The 13,367-nt window shown below is 43.1% G+C and carries 14 protein-coding genes and 1 pseudogene; 3 read left to right on the plus strand and 12 right to left on the minus strand.

Annotated elements, in window-relative coordinates; genetic code table 11:
- From ACESPQ_RS19690 to ACESPQ_RS19705, 4 genes and pseudogenes are all read right to left on the minus strand, one after another.
- A pseudogene (locus ACESPQ_RS19690) lies at window positions 1-292 on the minus strand (3-phosphoglycerate dehydrogenase); the annotation flags it as partial.
- Window positions 293-371: 79 nt separating this feature from the next.
- Window positions 372-1,223 carry a PTS system mannose/fructose/sorbose family transporter subunit IID gene (locus tag ACESPQ_RS19695; RefSeq protein WP_002606850.1) on the minus strand — a complete coding sequence of 284 codons (852 nt, stop codon included), beginning with the start codon at window positions 1,221-1,223 and terminating at the stop codon, window positions 372-374.
- On the minus strand, window positions 1,220-1,966 hold the full coding sequence (locus ACESPQ_RS19700; protein WP_002606849.1) for a PTS mannose/fructose/sorbose/N-acetylgalactosamine transporter subunit IIC: 747 nt from the start codon (window positions 1,964-1,966) through the stop codon (window positions 1,220-1,222). The genes ACESPQ_RS19695 and ACESPQ_RS19700 overlap by 4 nt, the downstream gene beginning before the upstream one ends.
- 15 nt (window positions 1,967-1,981) lie before the next feature.
- Window positions 1,982-2,464: a PTS system mannose/fructose/N-acetylgalactosamine-transporter subunit IIB gene (locus tag ACESPQ_RS19705; RefSeq protein WP_257335658.1), complete on the minus strand. Its 483-nt coding sequence runs from the start codon at window positions 2,462-2,464 to the stop codon at window positions 1,982-1,984.
- 344 nt (window positions 2,465-2,808) lie between these two features.
- Between ACESPQ_RS19705 and ACESPQ_RS19710 the strand changes: the two genes are divergently transcribed.
- Window positions 2,809-3,450, plus strand: a complete 642-nt coding sequence (locus ACESPQ_RS19710) for a ketohydroxyglutarate aldolase (RefSeq protein ID WP_002606847.1) — start codon at window positions 2,809-2,811, stop codon at window positions 3,448-3,450.
- Between the two features lie 81 nt (window positions 3,451-3,531).
- Here the strand turns inward: ACESPQ_RS19710 and ACESPQ_RS19715 are convergent, their stop codons facing one another.
- From ACESPQ_RS19715 to ACESPQ_RS19725, 3 genes are all read right to left on the minus strand, one after another.
- Window positions 3,532-4,278, minus strand: coding sequence for a hypothetical protein (locus ACESPQ_RS19715; RefSeq protein WP_373144798.1), 747 nt, complete (start codon window positions 4,276-4,278; stop codon window positions 3,532-3,534).
- A 112-nt stretch (window positions 4,279-4,390) separates the two neighbouring features.
- Window positions 4,391-5,842, minus strand: coding sequence for a glycoside hydrolase family 1 protein (locus ACESPQ_RS19720; protein WP_257328462.1), 1,452 nt, complete (start codon window positions 5,840-5,842; stop codon window positions 4,391-4,393).
- 44 nt (window positions 5,843-5,886) lie between these two features.
- Window positions 5,887-6,603, minus strand: a complete 717-nt coding sequence (locus ACESPQ_RS19725; protein ID WP_257379641.1) for a GntR family transcriptional regulator — start codon at window positions 6,601-6,603, stop codon at window positions 5,887-5,889.
- A 394-nt stretch (window positions 6,604-6,997) separates the two neighbouring features.
- On the opposite strand from ACESPQ_RS19725, the gene ACESPQ_RS19730 reads away from it, so the two are divergent.
- Window positions 6,998-7,444: a GNAT family N-acetyltransferase gene (locus tag ACESPQ_RS19730; RefSeq protein WP_233105564.1), complete on the plus strand. Its 447-nt coding sequence runs from the start codon at window positions 6,998-7,000 to the stop codon at window positions 7,442-7,444.
- A 441-nt stretch (window positions 7,445-7,885) separates the two neighbouring features.
- Complete coding sequence (locus ACESPQ_RS19735; RefSeq protein ID WP_002606842.1) at window positions 7,886-8,410, plus strand: DUF5662 family protein; 525 nt, start codon at window positions 7,886-7,888, stop codon at window positions 8,408-8,410.
- A gap of 59 nt (window positions 8,411-8,469) precedes the next feature.
- Here ACESPQ_RS19735 and ACESPQ_RS19740 read toward each other — a convergent pair whose 3' ends face one another.
- From ACESPQ_RS19740 to ACESPQ_RS19760, 5 genes are all read right to left on the minus strand, one after another.
- On the minus strand, window positions 8,470-9,060 hold the full coding sequence (locus tag ACESPQ_RS19740) for a transcription repressor NadR (protein ID WP_002606841.1): 591 nt from the start codon (window positions 9,058-9,060) through the stop codon (window positions 8,470-8,472).
- Between the two features lie 12 nt (window positions 9,061-9,072).
- A complete protein-coding gene (gene nadC, locus ACESPQ_RS19745; RefSeq protein ID WP_373144799.1) occupies window positions 9,073-9,930 on the minus strand; it encodes a carboxylating nicotinate-nucleotide diphosphorylase in 858 nt (285 codons plus the stop codon).
- Window positions 9,899-11,116 (minus strand): L-aspartate oxidase, encoded by a 1,218-nt coding sequence (locus ACESPQ_RS19750; RefSeq protein WP_109771473.1) that lies wholly within the window; start codon window positions 11,114-11,116, stop codon window positions 9,899-9,901. The genes nadC and ACESPQ_RS19750 overlap by 32 nt, the downstream gene beginning before the upstream one ends.
- A gap of 21 nt (window positions 11,117-11,137) precedes the next feature.
- On the minus strand, window positions 11,138-12,082 hold the full coding sequence (gene nadA / locus ACESPQ_RS19755) for a quinolinate synthase NadA (protein ID WP_002606838.1): 945 nt from the start codon (window positions 12,080-12,082) through the stop codon (window positions 11,138-11,140).
- A 394-nt stretch (window positions 12,083-12,476) separates the two neighbouring features.
- Window positions 12,477-13,361, minus strand: coding sequence for a ParB/RepB/Spo0J family partition protein (locus tag ACESPQ_RS19760; RefSeq protein ID WP_002606837.1), 885 nt, complete (start codon window positions 13,359-13,361; stop codon window positions 12,477-12,479).
- Between the last annotated feature and the right edge of the window lie 6 nt (window positions 13,362-13,367).

Genomic DNA, 13,367 nt, shown 5'->3' on the forward strand with positions numbered 1-13,367 from the left:
AGCGTCCGACATGGATATTACGCTCTTTTGCATAATCCAGATCGATATTATCCGTTCCGACACCGAACTTGCAGACCGCCTTCAGATTCGGGCAGCCCTCCATCATTTCTCTGTCCATTTTATCCACACCGACGATAATGGCATCGGCATCCTTCGCCAGTGCTTTAAACTCCTCATGTGTATATGCCTTACCCGTGGCATTGTAATGTACCTCCAGACCCTTGGACTTCATTCGCTCCACCTGATCCAGACCGTAATTCGCAAACCCTCTCGGGGTTATCAGTACCTTCATATAAGCTCCTTCCTTTTCTTATCCTCCATATGTCTGTAAAGAAAACAAATCCATGTTCTTCCATGGATTTGTTCACATCTTATATAATATGGAAGAAGGTCAATACGATTGCAATAATCATTGTATAAATCATCAGACGGATATACTTCGGTCCGCGTTTCGTGATATACAGATACATTCCCATAACAACGATGAACGGCAGCATATTCGGCAGGATTCCGTCAATGATTTCCTGCAGCTTCACCGTTGATGTATCACTGGCGAATTCCACAATGGTCTGCACCTTTATATAAGAGGCTGACAGACATCCGATCATGAACAGACCAACGATGCTTGCGATGTCAATAACCTTTTTGATTGCTCCGGAGTGCAGGATTTCCAATACGGAATTTTTACCCAGAGAATATCCCTTGTTGAATAGGAACCAGGACCAGCCAAAGCTCCATGCGATATAGATTAAGCCAGGAATAAAGGCGGCGATTACAGAGCCCTCTAGTGCCATCGGAACAAAGATTGCCAATGGAATTGTCGCAACAATTCCCTGATCCACACTGTCACCGATACCGGCAAGTGGTCCCATCAGACCGAGCTTTAAGGATTGAATAACCTCCGGAGAAATATCATCATGACCTAGCGCACGCTGTTCCTCCAGTGAAATCGTAATACCGTGAATGATACTTCCCCAGTCACAGTTTGTATTGAACATGGATGTATGACGGCGCATTGCTGCCTGCAGCTCTTCCGGGTCATCCTTGTACAGCTTACGCAATACCTTGTTCATGGAATATCCGAAGGCAAGTGCCTGCATACGGTCAAAGCTTACCGGAACCTCGACTGCAAGTGTCCATTTCCACCATGCCTTTAACAGGTCTTTTTTTGTTACGATTGTTTTCTTTTCTTCAGCGGCTACACTGTTTACTGCTTCACTCATGCAACTTCCTCCTCATCGTTCTGTTTGAATAGGGATACGATCAGTGCAAGACATAATGCAATGACTGCTCCTGTCAGCATGGAGAAGCCCATGACAGAATACAGGAAGAATCCCAGTACGAAGAATGGCAGATATTTCTTTTTTCCCATGACAACCAGTGTCAGTGCGAAACCTAACCCCGGAAGCATATTGCCTGCGTTGGTGAGTCCGTTCATCGCCCATTCCGGAATTACATTGATGAATGCCTGTACAACGCTGGAGCCGAATAATGTCGCAATGAATACCGGTGTGAAATATAGCACACCATTGGTAAGCCATGGAAGTACAAAGGAGAAGATGGACAGCTTGTCATACTGCTTGTCCTCTACGAATTTATCAGCCTTCGTGTTATAGAAAGAGTTGATGGTACGACGCACATTATTGATTAAAACGCCAAGTACCCCGAATGGAACAGCCAGAGCCACGGCAGCAGCCGGATCCAGATTATTTGCGATAGCGGCAGGGATTGCGATACATGTTGCCAGTCCCTGATCACTTGGAATATTTCCGCCGGCTTCGATACCTCCCATATACATCAGCTGAATGGTTGCGCCATACAGCAGACCGGTCTGTACATCCCCATATACAAGACCGATAAATACGCCAAGTACGACCGGCTTACGGAATGCAAACGAGATAAAATAGCTCGCGCGTCCCATGGATAGCCAGTACAGTATACCGACTAAGATTGCTTGAATTACCATATACATGTCCTCCTGTTATAATTTAGCGACAGCTTTTTGAAGTGTTTCGGAAGGATAATCCGGAGTTGTCTGGAAATAAATTTCGATCCCCATCTTTTCCAGTTCAAGCAGAGTATCCGCATCTGATCTGTCCAGTGTGATTGCGTTGTTGACAGCCTTACGACCCGGCCCTCCGCCAAGACCGCCGATCTGTACCTTTTCCAGCTTCAAGCCTGCCTGTACTGCGGCATTCAGTTCTGCCACACCCTTGAACAGAACCATAACGCGGTTCTTATCGAAGGCACCCTCCTGCTGGCGCTTTACCGCATCCTCTACATTTACAATTGTGATTTTTACACCCTTTGGAGCTGCCATTTTAAATACTTCCTGCATGAAAGCATCCTTGCTCAGGGCAGTGTCGATTGTTACGATTTCATTGATCTGGCACTGTGTCAGCCATCTGGTGATAACCTGACCGTGAATCAGTCTGAAATCTACTCTAGTCAATTCAATACTCATCTTGAATTCCTCCTTACACCTACATTATATTGAAATCGCTTTCAAGTCGCTATGTTCAAACAAACTAAAAAGCCTGTGCCGTTTTTGGTCAAACGCACAAAGTTGAAAAAAAGCATCCGAAAGCCGGAGCATACATGTTTTCTATATATTATATGTGTGTTAGCTGACCTTCAAAAAATCCTTTATTCATAGGCTTTTTAAGCATAAGCCAACCGGATGTCCAATATTTTTTCAGCTGCTATCTCATTTGTTTAAGCGCACATATTTAACCTCTAATTTTGTTCATTCATCCAATTGTAAGCGTTTCTAAAACAACGTAAGATATAGGCAAGGAGGATGTCATTATGAATATGAAAAAAATGAACGTCACAAACCGTATGTATGAGGCAGGTGCACTTGCAATCGTTCGTGCGGAAACACTGGATCGCGCATGTGAAATAGCCGAGGGCTGCATGAAGGGCGGCGTACCTGTCATGGAAATGAGCTATACGTTAAATAACGCCGGAGATATCATACAGGGTCTTTCTGAAAAATATGGAGATGCACTCTGCGTAGGTGCCGGAACAGTTCTGGACGCAGAAACAGCACGACACGCAATCCTGCATGGTGCTGCTTTTATCATTGCCCCGAACTATAATGAAGAGGTCGCAAAAATGTGCAATCGCTATCAGATTCCCTATGCACCGGGATGTACCACCATTACCGAATGTGTTGATGCGCTAAGCAGCGGAGCGGCATTCGTCAAGGCATTTCCTATTTCCGATTTCTATGGTCCAAAGCTTGTAAAGGTTTTTAAAACACCGATTCCGGATATGCCGATTCTGGCAAGCGGGGGAATCAATCTTGACAATCTGACAACATGGCTGGAAAACGGTGTGGATGTCTGCGGGTTCGGAGGACTTCTGACAAAAGGAAGCAGTGAAGATATTGCAGCCAATGCCGCTAAAATTCATGAAATCATTACCAGCTTTCGTTGCGGCAAATAAAGGCTGTTAAATAGTTTATCTGATGTTTCTGTATTCTTACAAAAAAGCATGGCGTATAAGTACACCATGCTTTTTCGTTCTTTACTCAAACGCTTCTACATTTGATAAATAATTCAAATATCCATTACTACCTAGTTTCTTTTCCCAAAAATCCATACTTTCGTGTATTCTGATGAGCAGTTGAAATGCCATTGTTACAGATCTTTCACATATCTTATTTTTATCCAAAGCTGCGATATCTTCAGCTTTAAGAGTATCATACAGCTTTGGATTTATGATTGGATTACTATACCATTCTAAACTTTTTGCTATTTCAATCAAATCCAGGTCAGCAACTGCGCAGAAGTCATAGGTCTTCTGATGCAGAGAGCCGTAAAGCAGAAGCATCCATATCTCAACAATCGTCCGAAGCTGCCTGGAATTCAGTTGATAGCGCTCCACCATAACCTGAAGATTATTCTCATAAGCTGCCAATCCTTCCAAATAAGGCTCTTCATCACCATGTTTTATACTTCCGAATTCTTTTTTTAATTTTGCGGTTATTTTCTTCATATCATAAGCAGTGACCTTACCCGCTTCTTCAAGATTATAAATTCGAATCCCGTTTAGCATATGATTCCATTTTTGCTCATCATAATCTTCTTCATGCTTCAGCATGTCCACAACCATGTTTTCCATATAGAATGCCAATACATCAACAGCAGAATCTTCCTCATATTCATTTTCCAATAGCTTATGATATATGGAAACCGTACCTTCCGGGTTCTGCATTTTAAGTTGATTTCTGATTATCTCTGCATAGTGTTCCTTTAAATTTTCGCGACTCATATAATCCCATCCTTTACCGCTTTCGTATATATCCTATTATACCTGAAATGGGAAATCATGAACAGCATAATTCTGATTATCCATATTTATCAATCTATCCACGTTATACACTTTACAAATTCTGCCCGTTTGTTTTTATCACCTCAGCATACCAGTGAAAAGAGTCCTTTGGATACCTGTTCAAGGCTGCACTGGCATCATCCTCTTCACGCTCCACATAAATAAATCCGTAGCGCTTCTGATATCCGTTCAGCCAGCTTAACAAATCTGTGCAGGACCATGTACAGTATGCCAGTACCTCGCAGCCATCAGCAACCGCCTTTTTCAATTCCTCGATATGTGCACGAAGATATTCTATACGATAAGGATCGTGTATCGTTTTATCTTCTTCCAGCTTATCAAACGCTCCAAGACCGTTCTCAGATATAATGATAGGTAAATCATAACGTGAGGTTATTGTCCTGCAGCACATACGGATACCCATTGGATCGATTGTCCAATCCCAATCCGTTGTCTTCAAATACGGATTGGCTGGATTTTTATACAATCCGGGTACTCCGCTGATTTTTGCTGTTCCCTTTTCTCCTGTTGTATTCACCTCGTGATTAGCGCCAACACCATGAATATCATTATACTCGGCAACCGCTGTCTGATAGTAATTGACACCCATAAAATCAATCAAAGACGCAGCCTGACGGATATCCCGCATTTCATCCTCTGTAATATCCGGTGCGCAGTCAATAGACCTCAGATATTTCATAGCACTCTTTGGATATCGGCCATAACCATAGATATCCAACCACCAGTAATTTCGTAAATCATCAAAGTCTTCTTTTGCCATCGCATTTTCCGGACGGCAATCAATCGCATAGCATGGAGAAAACGCAAAGCTTGCGCCCACCATCGCATGAGGAAAACGTTTCTTCAATTCCAAAACACTCCGTGCATGTGCAACATTCGCATGATGATTTACCTGATAGAACAGCTTCAGCTGATCTGTTTTTCCCGGTGGATGAAGTCCTTCCATCCAGCCCATAGAGGTGAAAATATTCTGTTCGTTCATGGTTATCCAGTATTTTACACGATCTCCATACCGTTCAAACAAAGTAACGGCATACGTTACAAAGTCCTCTATAATCTGTGGATTCTCCCAACCATGATATGCATCTTCCAGCGCCTGCGGCATGTCCCAGTGATAGATGGTAACCATAGGCTCGATTCCATATTTTAAGCATTCATTGATAACATTATCGTAAAAAGCTAAACCTGTTTCATTTACTTTTCCATTTCCCTGTGGATATATTCTTGTCCAAGCAATAGAAAACCGATAGGTCTTTAATCCCATTTCAGCCATTCGTGCAATATCTTCTTTATAATGATGATAAAAATCGACAGCGACTGCACCGGTAGTGCCTTTAAAGGTTTTCCCAGGTATCTTTACAAACTCATCCCAGTTTGAAATGCCCTTGCCATCTTCGCGATCCGCACCTTCAATCTGGTAGGCAGCGGATGCACTGCCCCATAGGAAATCATCTGGAAATCCTGCTGTTTTTTCAAAATACATTGTATCCTCCATTCTCCCGCTGTATGCGGGTATTCAACATTGGTTCAGTTATCATATAGTTCCTTTATTACATTGGTTTCAAAGTGAAAATACTGTGGAAGATGCCGTGCTATGGAATACTCAAATATCTCAGATGTATCCAGATATGCGAGCTCTTCCACCTGACATACAAAATCATTGTCATTCATGTGAAAATATTTCTTTTCCAGTGCCTGCGGACGAACAGCCTGAAATGACAGATGTGCACCCTGTATATGCCTGTGAAGCTGTTTTTCAATATACGCATAAATAGAGGTTTCCACATCCCTTCGCTGAAGTCCCGGTATGATCTGCAGCGGCATCCATGTATATTCTACAACTCTTGGCTCCTGCTTATACAAGCGAATACGCTCTATTTCATACACAAACTCTCCGGCTTGTATATTCATTTTATCCGCCAGCTCTGCAGTGCATGTCACTACCTCAAACCTCTCAACAACAGAGGTAACCTCCTCACGAATCAGATCCCGTCCGATAACAGGTACCCCCTGCATTCTATCCAGATCTGTTCTGCATCTCTTTACGAAGCTTCCCAGACCTCTTTTTCTTACAATCACGCCCTCACTGACAAGACGGTCCAGCGCCTTTTTAACCGTTAACACACTGCATGCATACTGCTTTGCGAATTCCTCTCCGCTTGGCAGCATTTCGTTTGCGCTATAGCTTCCCTTCTGAATCGTATCCTTTATCTCTGTATATACCTGCATATATTTCGGTATCATAGCACACCTCCGATGCTTATATTATAACTCAAAATTCTCAATGCGCAACATAAATATATATTTTTATATAAAAACATATATACTTTTAAAACACCTCAAAAAAACCTCTGTGACAGGACAGAGGCTTTGCGGCAATGACGATGGATAACATATGGATGAGTAGGAAATTGTCATTACCCTTCTTTCAGACAAAACTGTCTGTATGTACAGCATACACCCTGCGTGTGAACAGCAGGTGAAGTATGTTTGAATATTTATACAATATCTGTATAATGATGTTATAGAATGGCAAAGAAGGTCCCTGTGTATATCCTTTATAATCCGGATTCCATTCACAGTATGCTGTCAAAAAAGATAAGCATATATTTTATAGAAAAGGACAGGTGAGACAATGATGAATATACGCTACAAAAGAATGGAGAGTCAACATTTAGATGCAGTGGTAAAGCTGTACATAGACTATTATAATACCTATGAAGGAGGCTGCTGGACTTATGATAAAGCATATAAAAGACTCCATCAGCTCATGACGATAGAGGATGCGCTGTGTTTTATACAGATGGCTGATCATGCTATCAGCGGATTCGTCATGGGATATTTCAAAGAATTTGATGATTTGACCGGCTATTATCTGGAAGAAATCGTGATTGCCAGACAATTTCAAGGAGCACATCTTGGCACGCATTTTCTAAATGAAATGGAGAAAACCGTAAAAGAGAACGGTGCTTCCTTCATCGAGCTGCTCAGCGTAAATGATGAGATGCACTCGCATTTTTATACGAAAAACGGATACAGAAATGCAGAGAATATGATTTTCAAATGCAAACACTTCACACAGTAGCTGCACATCGTATTATCGCATGTAATTTAAGTGAGTCATTAACAGCAGCTCCCGCGTTAGCTGTTGTTTTATTGCCGGTAAAGCTTAAGAAAAAGCTTTCATGTAAATCAAACGAATAAAAGAACCTCTGCGAGGGACAGAGGTTCAGCATGAAGGCAGGTAATGGAAATGAAAAAATATTGTAAACATGATAGCTGTTTGTTTTTTTATAGGGATGGGGAAACATTCCATTACCTTTATTAAGATTTCACAAGCATTGCTTTGCTTGTGTCTATATCATACATCCCCTTTGTGAACACTACGTGAACGTTATATGAAAAGGAAAAGAAATAAGCAATACATCCATTCGTAAAGCGGGAAGCTTCATAAACTAGGGAAAAGAATTGTCTGAACAATTCCTATCGTGGTAAAATAGACTGGAATGTGAAAGGAGTGCAGATTATGAATAAGCTGTGGGGACATTTTAAAACAATAACTGCACACAAGCTTGCGGTCACAAAGCTGTGTTTTCGCTGTGGTTTATATAAACAGGGACTTCTGCATGATCTATCCAAATACACTCCTGTTGAATTTTGTGCAGGTGTCAAGTATTTCCAGGGAAATCGCAGTCCCATTGATTATGAAAAGGAAGTAAAAGGCTATTCCCTAGGCTGGCTGCATCATAAAGGCCGCAACAAGCATCACTGGGAATACTGGCTGGATAATGCCGTAGGCGGTATCCGTCCGGTGAAAATGCCACTTCATTATCTTGTGGAAATGTACTGCGACCGTACTGCCGCTTCCCGCATCTATATGAAGGAAAATTATCATGACGGAAGTGCGTACGAATACTTCATGAACGGCTATGACAATGTTATCATGCATGAAGAGACAAAGGCAATGCTGAAGATGATTCTGGAATATCAGCGTGATCATGGAACGGACGCTACTGTTGATTTTATACGAAAAGAGATACTGAAGAACTGAAATAAGTTTCAAATAGTCTCTTCCTATAGAGAAAACAAAGGCCAGAATGCAGCCTTTGTTTATTTTATATCCGGTATGCTTTCCTCCTCCAGCTCATAAGGCAGAAATTCCGCAAGCAGATGCTTCTGACGGAGATGCTCTTCAATTTCATCCAGTATTTCCTGTGAATCCGCTGTTACATGATGAAAGTGATAACCTGCGGTCACATTCATCAGTGGAGTTGATTTACCTGTCTTTAGATTTTCCAGTAAAACTGCCACATCCCGGCGGTTTCGGATGCGCAGAGGCGCCGACATTTTTCCATAGGCTCTGTGATTCACCATCACATCCTCCACACTTCCTCCAAGATCAACAATCGTTTCCAGCTCTTCACTGATCTGCTCTGTTGTGTGACAGACCTTAAACAGGCGAACTGCTTTTTTTGTTTCATTCAATATATAGCCCCGTGCAGTGGCGATGATCGGATATCCCTCCGTACGCAGCAGAGCAATATCCTGTACCACAACCTGACGGCTGACACCGGTATCTCTTCCCAGTGCACCGCCGGAGAGTGGACGGGAAGACTGCCTCATCATGGTCAGAATACGTTTTCTGCGCTGAGAGCCTGTCAAAGCTGTAGCCATAGGGCTGTCTGCTACTTTCTTATCCATATGATTTTCTCTTTACTCACCAAGGACGCTCAAATGCTTCAGGCTGATATCCAGAATCGGAGCGGAATGTGTCAATGCTCCACTGGATACATAATTCACACCGAGATCCTTCATCAGCTCAATGTTTTCTTTTGTGATATTACCGGAGCATTCCGTTTCTGCACGTCCGTCAATCAGCTGTACAGCCTCCTTCATCTTGGCAGGGGTCATATTGTCCAGCATGATAATATCTGCACCGGCCTCCACTGCTTCCTTCACCATGTCAAGATTCTCTGTTTCGACTTCGATTTTACGGACAAACGGCGCATGCCTTCTTGCGGCCTCAATTGCCTGCTTTACACCGCCTGCCGCATCGATATGATTATCCTTCAACAGCACCCCGTCGGATAAATTATAGCGATGATTTTTTCCGCCTCCGACAAGAACAGCATATTTCTCAAACACCCGCATGCACGGCGTTGTTTTTCTAGTGTCTACCAGACAGGTTTTAGAGCCTTCCAGCATATCCGCCACGTTCCTGGTATATGTGGCAATCCCACTCATTCTCTGTAAGTAATTCAACGCAGTCCGCTCACCGGATAACAGAACACGAATATCCCCGTGTACCTTCCCCATCAGCTGACCGTTTGTGACCTTGTCTCCATCCTTAACAAGGAAATCAACCTGTGTTTGCGGATCCAGCAGCGTAAATACACGCTCGAAAATCTGAAGACCGGCAATGATGCCGTCTTCCTTGCAAATAAGCTGAACCTCTCCTTCCTTATAATCAGGCATAACGGAGCAGGTTGTTACATCCTCACCGTTAATGTCCTCCTCTAAAGCGAGACGGATATATTTATCAGCAACAAGCTGCATCGTAATTGGATTCATATGCTTTTTTTCCTTTCCGGCAGACTGTTATGTTATCAGCTGCTCTTTTCGCAAAAACAAGACTCTCCAGCAAGCTGTTGCTGGCAAGGCGATTCTTCCCGTGCACACCGTTACAGCTGGTTTCTCCAACAGCATACAGATGCTGCATTGTTGTCTGTGAATGACTTTCCACATGGATTCCTCCCATAAAATAATGCTGCGCAGGAACTACCGGGATACTTTCCTTTGTAATATCATAGCCTTCCTTACGGCAGGCCTCCTGAATATTTGGAAAATGACTTTGTATGGTCTCTTTGGGGACATTTTGAAAGGACAGCCAGACATGCTCGGTGCCATCCTTCTTCATTTCCTCAAAAATAGCCTGAGATACAACATCTCTTGGCAGCAGCTCATTTACGAAGCGTTCCCCTTTTTTATTCAGTAAAATCGCCCCATCTCCTCTGGCAGACTCGGAAATCAAAAAGCTTCTTCCCTTTTTACGGCTGTACAGACTGGTCGGATGAATCTGCACGTAATCCAGATGATCCAGTTGAATCCCATGCTTTTTACAAATGCGCAAGGCATCTCCTGTAAGGCTTGGATAATTGGTGGAATGCTCATACAAACCACCGATACCTCCTGTCGCAAGCACCGTATCCTCTGCATGGACATGGACAACCTGCTGATCTTTGGTTTCCAGTGCGATTCCCTTGCAGACACCATGCTCGACAAGCAGATCACACATCCGGGCATGCTCCATAACAGTAATATTCGAACAGCTTCGAACATGCATCTGCAGGGCAGTCGTAATTTCTTTTCCTGTTATATCCTTATGGAAGCATATCCTTGCACGGGAATGTCCTCCCTCACGGGTATATCGCAGACTTCCATCCTCATTTTGTTCAAAGCGGACACCCAGCCGAAGCAGTTCTTCTATAATTGGTCTGCTCTGCCGAATCATGATGTCAACACTCTCTCTGTTATTTTCATAATGGCCTGCACGCATGGTATCTTCAAAATAGGCAGTATAATCTTCTTCATCAGGAAGCACACAGATCCCCCCCTGTGCCAGCATGGAATCACATTCCGCCATATCCCCCTTACAGATCATCAGTATTCGCATGGTTTCCGGCAGATTTAAAGCCGTATAAAGACCTGCAACTCCACACCCTGCAATGACGGCATCATAATACATATCTGATTGCATAATTCGCCTCCTTAAGGCGGTTTACGCCGCAAGCTCCAGCATTCTGTTCAGGGTTGCCTTTGATGGCTCGGCGATATTCGAAGCTACAGCTGCACCGTTTTCTCCAGTGCGCAGAACGTGCAGAATACCATCCAGTGTAATCTTCTTCATATCCATGCATACCGGCTCTGTTTTCGGAAAGTAAAATGTCTTCTTAGGATTCTGCTTTTCAAGCTCATAGCGGACACCAATCTCCGTAGCAATGATAAACTCCTTTGCATTGCTTGCAGCAGCCTGCTTCAGAATCCCGGTTGTTGAACCGATATAATCTGCAATCGAAAGCACAGAGGCATTACACTCCGGATGAGCAAGCACTTCCGCAAGCGGATGCAGCTGCTTCAGCTCCTGGATTTCCTTTACCTTCATTTCCTCATGAACCGGACAGTATCCCTTTACCAGCATGACATTCTTTTCCGGAACCTGCTCTGCCACATAACGTCCCAGATTTTTATCCGGGATAAATAAAATATTCTGATTGGGCAGCTTCTTCACAATCTGCACTGCATTCGCTGAGGTGACGCATACATCCGACCATGATTTGATCTCAGCAGTCGAGTTGATATAGCATACAACTGCAAGGTCCTCATAACGTGCCCTTACATCATCAATCTCTTCTTTTGTTACCATATGTGCCATCGGACAGTCAGCGGACGCATCCGGCATCAGCACTGCTTTGTCCGGATTTAATAGCTTTCCACTCTCTCCCATAAAGGAAACTCCGCAAAAAACCAACACCTTATTCGTCAGTTTGGACGCCACCTTACTCAGATAGAAGGAATCTCCTACATAATCTGCAATCTCCTGCACCTGTGCAGGTACGTAGTAATGTGCCAGCAATACGGCATCCTTTTCAAGCTTCAGCTGTTTAATTTCTTCCTGTTTTGTCATATCCTTTGATGATACTGCTGATTTATGCAGTATCTTCATCTCCCTTTCTCTAAACCGTTGTATCTGCCTCAGTATAGCATATATAATGACAGGTGACAAGACACATGTCTGACGATTTGTATAAATAAAGGTTATGACTGTTTATATTACACATAATTCATACTCAAATAAAAAATGCAGAAAAGGACTTCAACTGCATAAGAGGTTTCTCATAAACAAAAAAAGATCAAGTAATCTAAAAGGTTCTTTCTTTAAGGTGTATGCAAAAGGGAGAATACAACTTCTATTGATAAATACAATAGTGTTGTATTCTCCCTGTTTTATTTACCCACAATTGAGAAAGAACCATCTGAAAGAGCCTGATCTTTATACGTTTTTTCGTTTTTAATATCGCCTGAAAATGAAATCGAATCATCTGACTTTTGTTTTTTCTTTATTCTTCCTCAATGCCGCCCAGCATTTCCAGCAGGCGGTTTAAATCTTCATTGCCATCATAGCGTATAGTAATCTGCTTCTCATCAATGCGTACCTTTGTTTGGAAACGGCTCTGCAGGCGATCCTGTACCTTATCCAGATTGATATCCCGCTGCTTCTTCTCCGGTGCACTTTTCGGTTCATTCATATTTTTAACCAGTGTTTCCACAGCACGCACACTCAGATGAAGCTGAATGGCTTTTTTTGCCACATCCTCTATTTGTGATGCATCCTTTAAACCAAGCAGAGCACGCACATGTCCCATACTCAGCTGCTTATCGATAACATACTGCTGTACCGGTTTTGGAAGCTTTAACAGCCGCAGCATATTCGCCACATGCTCTCTTGACTTCCCAATCCGCTTCGCCAGCTCTTCCTGTGTATAGCCAAGCTTCTTGATCAGCTTTTCATAGCCCTGTGCTTCCTCAATGGCATTCAGATCCTCGCGCTGAATATTTTCCAGCAGTGCGATTTCCATCATCTGCTGATCATCAAATTCCATTAGAATAGCAGGGATGGTTTTTAATCCGGCAACCTTACTGGCCCGCAAACGGCGTTCTCCGGCAATCAGTTCATAGCCCTTAACCGCTTTCTTGACCAGTATAGGCGTAAATACACCATGCAGCTTAATAGAATCAGCCAGCTCCTGAATCTTGTCATCATCAAAGTTTTTTCGCGGCTGATACGGATTCGGTTTTACATCCTTTACCTCAACCTCAAATTTGGAGTCCTCATGAACCTCAGTCTTTCCCTGCTGAATATCCTCCAGCACATTACCGACATCTTCACCAAAGATGGCAGACAATCCTTTTCCAAGTCTTGCGCTATTCTCTTTTTTCGGCATTCATCC

The sequence above is a fragment of the Clostridium sp. HGF2 genome (assembly GCF_964240115.1).
GTDB classification, from domain to species: domain Bacteria; phylum Bacillota_I; class Bacilli_A; order Erysipelotrichales; family Erysipelotrichaceae; genus Clostridium_AQ; species Clostridium_AQ innocuum.

What these genes read in the sequence shown, in the direction of transcription:
- ACESPQ_RS19705 (WP_257335658.1), bottom strand. Translation starts at nt 2,464, where the DNA reads ATGAGTATTGAATTGACTAGAGTAGATTTCAGACTGATTCACGGTCAG.
- ACESPQ_RS19730 (WP_233105564.1), top strand. Translation starts at nt 6,998, where the DNA reads ATGAATATACGCTACAAAAGAATGGAGAGTCAACATTTAGATGCAGTG.
- ACESPQ_RS19725 (WP_257379641.1), bottom strand. Translation starts at nt 6,603, where the DNA reads ATGATACCGAAATATATGCAGGTATATACAGAGATAAAGGATACGATT.
- ACESPQ_RS19710 (WP_002606847.1), top strand. Translation starts at nt 2,809, where the DNA reads ATGAATATGAAAAAAATGAACGTCACAAACCGTATGTATGAGGCAGGT.
- nadA (WP_002606838.1), bottom strand. Translation starts at nt 12,082, where the DNA reads ATGAAGATACTGCATAAATCAGCAGTATCATCAAAGGATATGACAAAA.
- ACESPQ_RS19700 (WP_002606849.1), bottom strand. Translation starts at nt 1,966, where the DNA reads ATGGTAATTCAAGCAATCTTAGTCGGTATACTGTACTGGCTATCCATG.
- ACESPQ_RS19735 (WP_002606842.1), top strand. Translation starts at nt 7,886, where the DNA reads ATGAATAAGCTGTGGGGACATTTTAAAACAATAACTGCACACAAGCTT.
- nadC (WP_373144799.1), bottom strand. Translation starts at nt 9,930, where the DNA reads ATGAATCCAATTACGATGCAGCTTGTTGCTGATAAATATATCCGTCTC.
- ACESPQ_RS19750 (WP_109771473.1), bottom strand. Translation starts at nt 11,116, where the DNA reads ATGCAATCAGATATGTATTATGATGCCGTCATTGCAGGGTGTGGAGTT.
- ACESPQ_RS19740 (WP_002606841.1), bottom strand. Translation starts at nt 9,060, where the DNA reads ATGGATAAGAAAGTAGCAGACAGCCCTATGGCTACAGCTTTGACAGGC.
- ACESPQ_RS19715 (WP_373144798.1), bottom strand. Translation starts at nt 4,278, where the DNA reads ATGAGTCGCGAAAATTTAAAGGAACACTATGCAGAGATAATCAGAAAT.
- ACESPQ_RS19720 (WP_257328462.1), bottom strand. Translation starts at nt 5,842, where the DNA reads ATGTATTTTGAAAAAACAGCAGGATTTCCAGATGATTTCCTATGGGGC.
- ACESPQ_RS19760 (WP_002606837.1), bottom strand. Translation starts at nt 13,361, where the DNA reads ATGCCGAAAAAAGAGAATAGCGCAAGACTTGGAAAAGGATTGTCTGCC.
- ACESPQ_RS19695 (WP_002606850.1), bottom strand. Translation starts at nt 1,223, where the DNA reads ATGAGTGAAGCAGTAAACAGTGTAGCCGCTGAAGAAAAGAAAACAATC.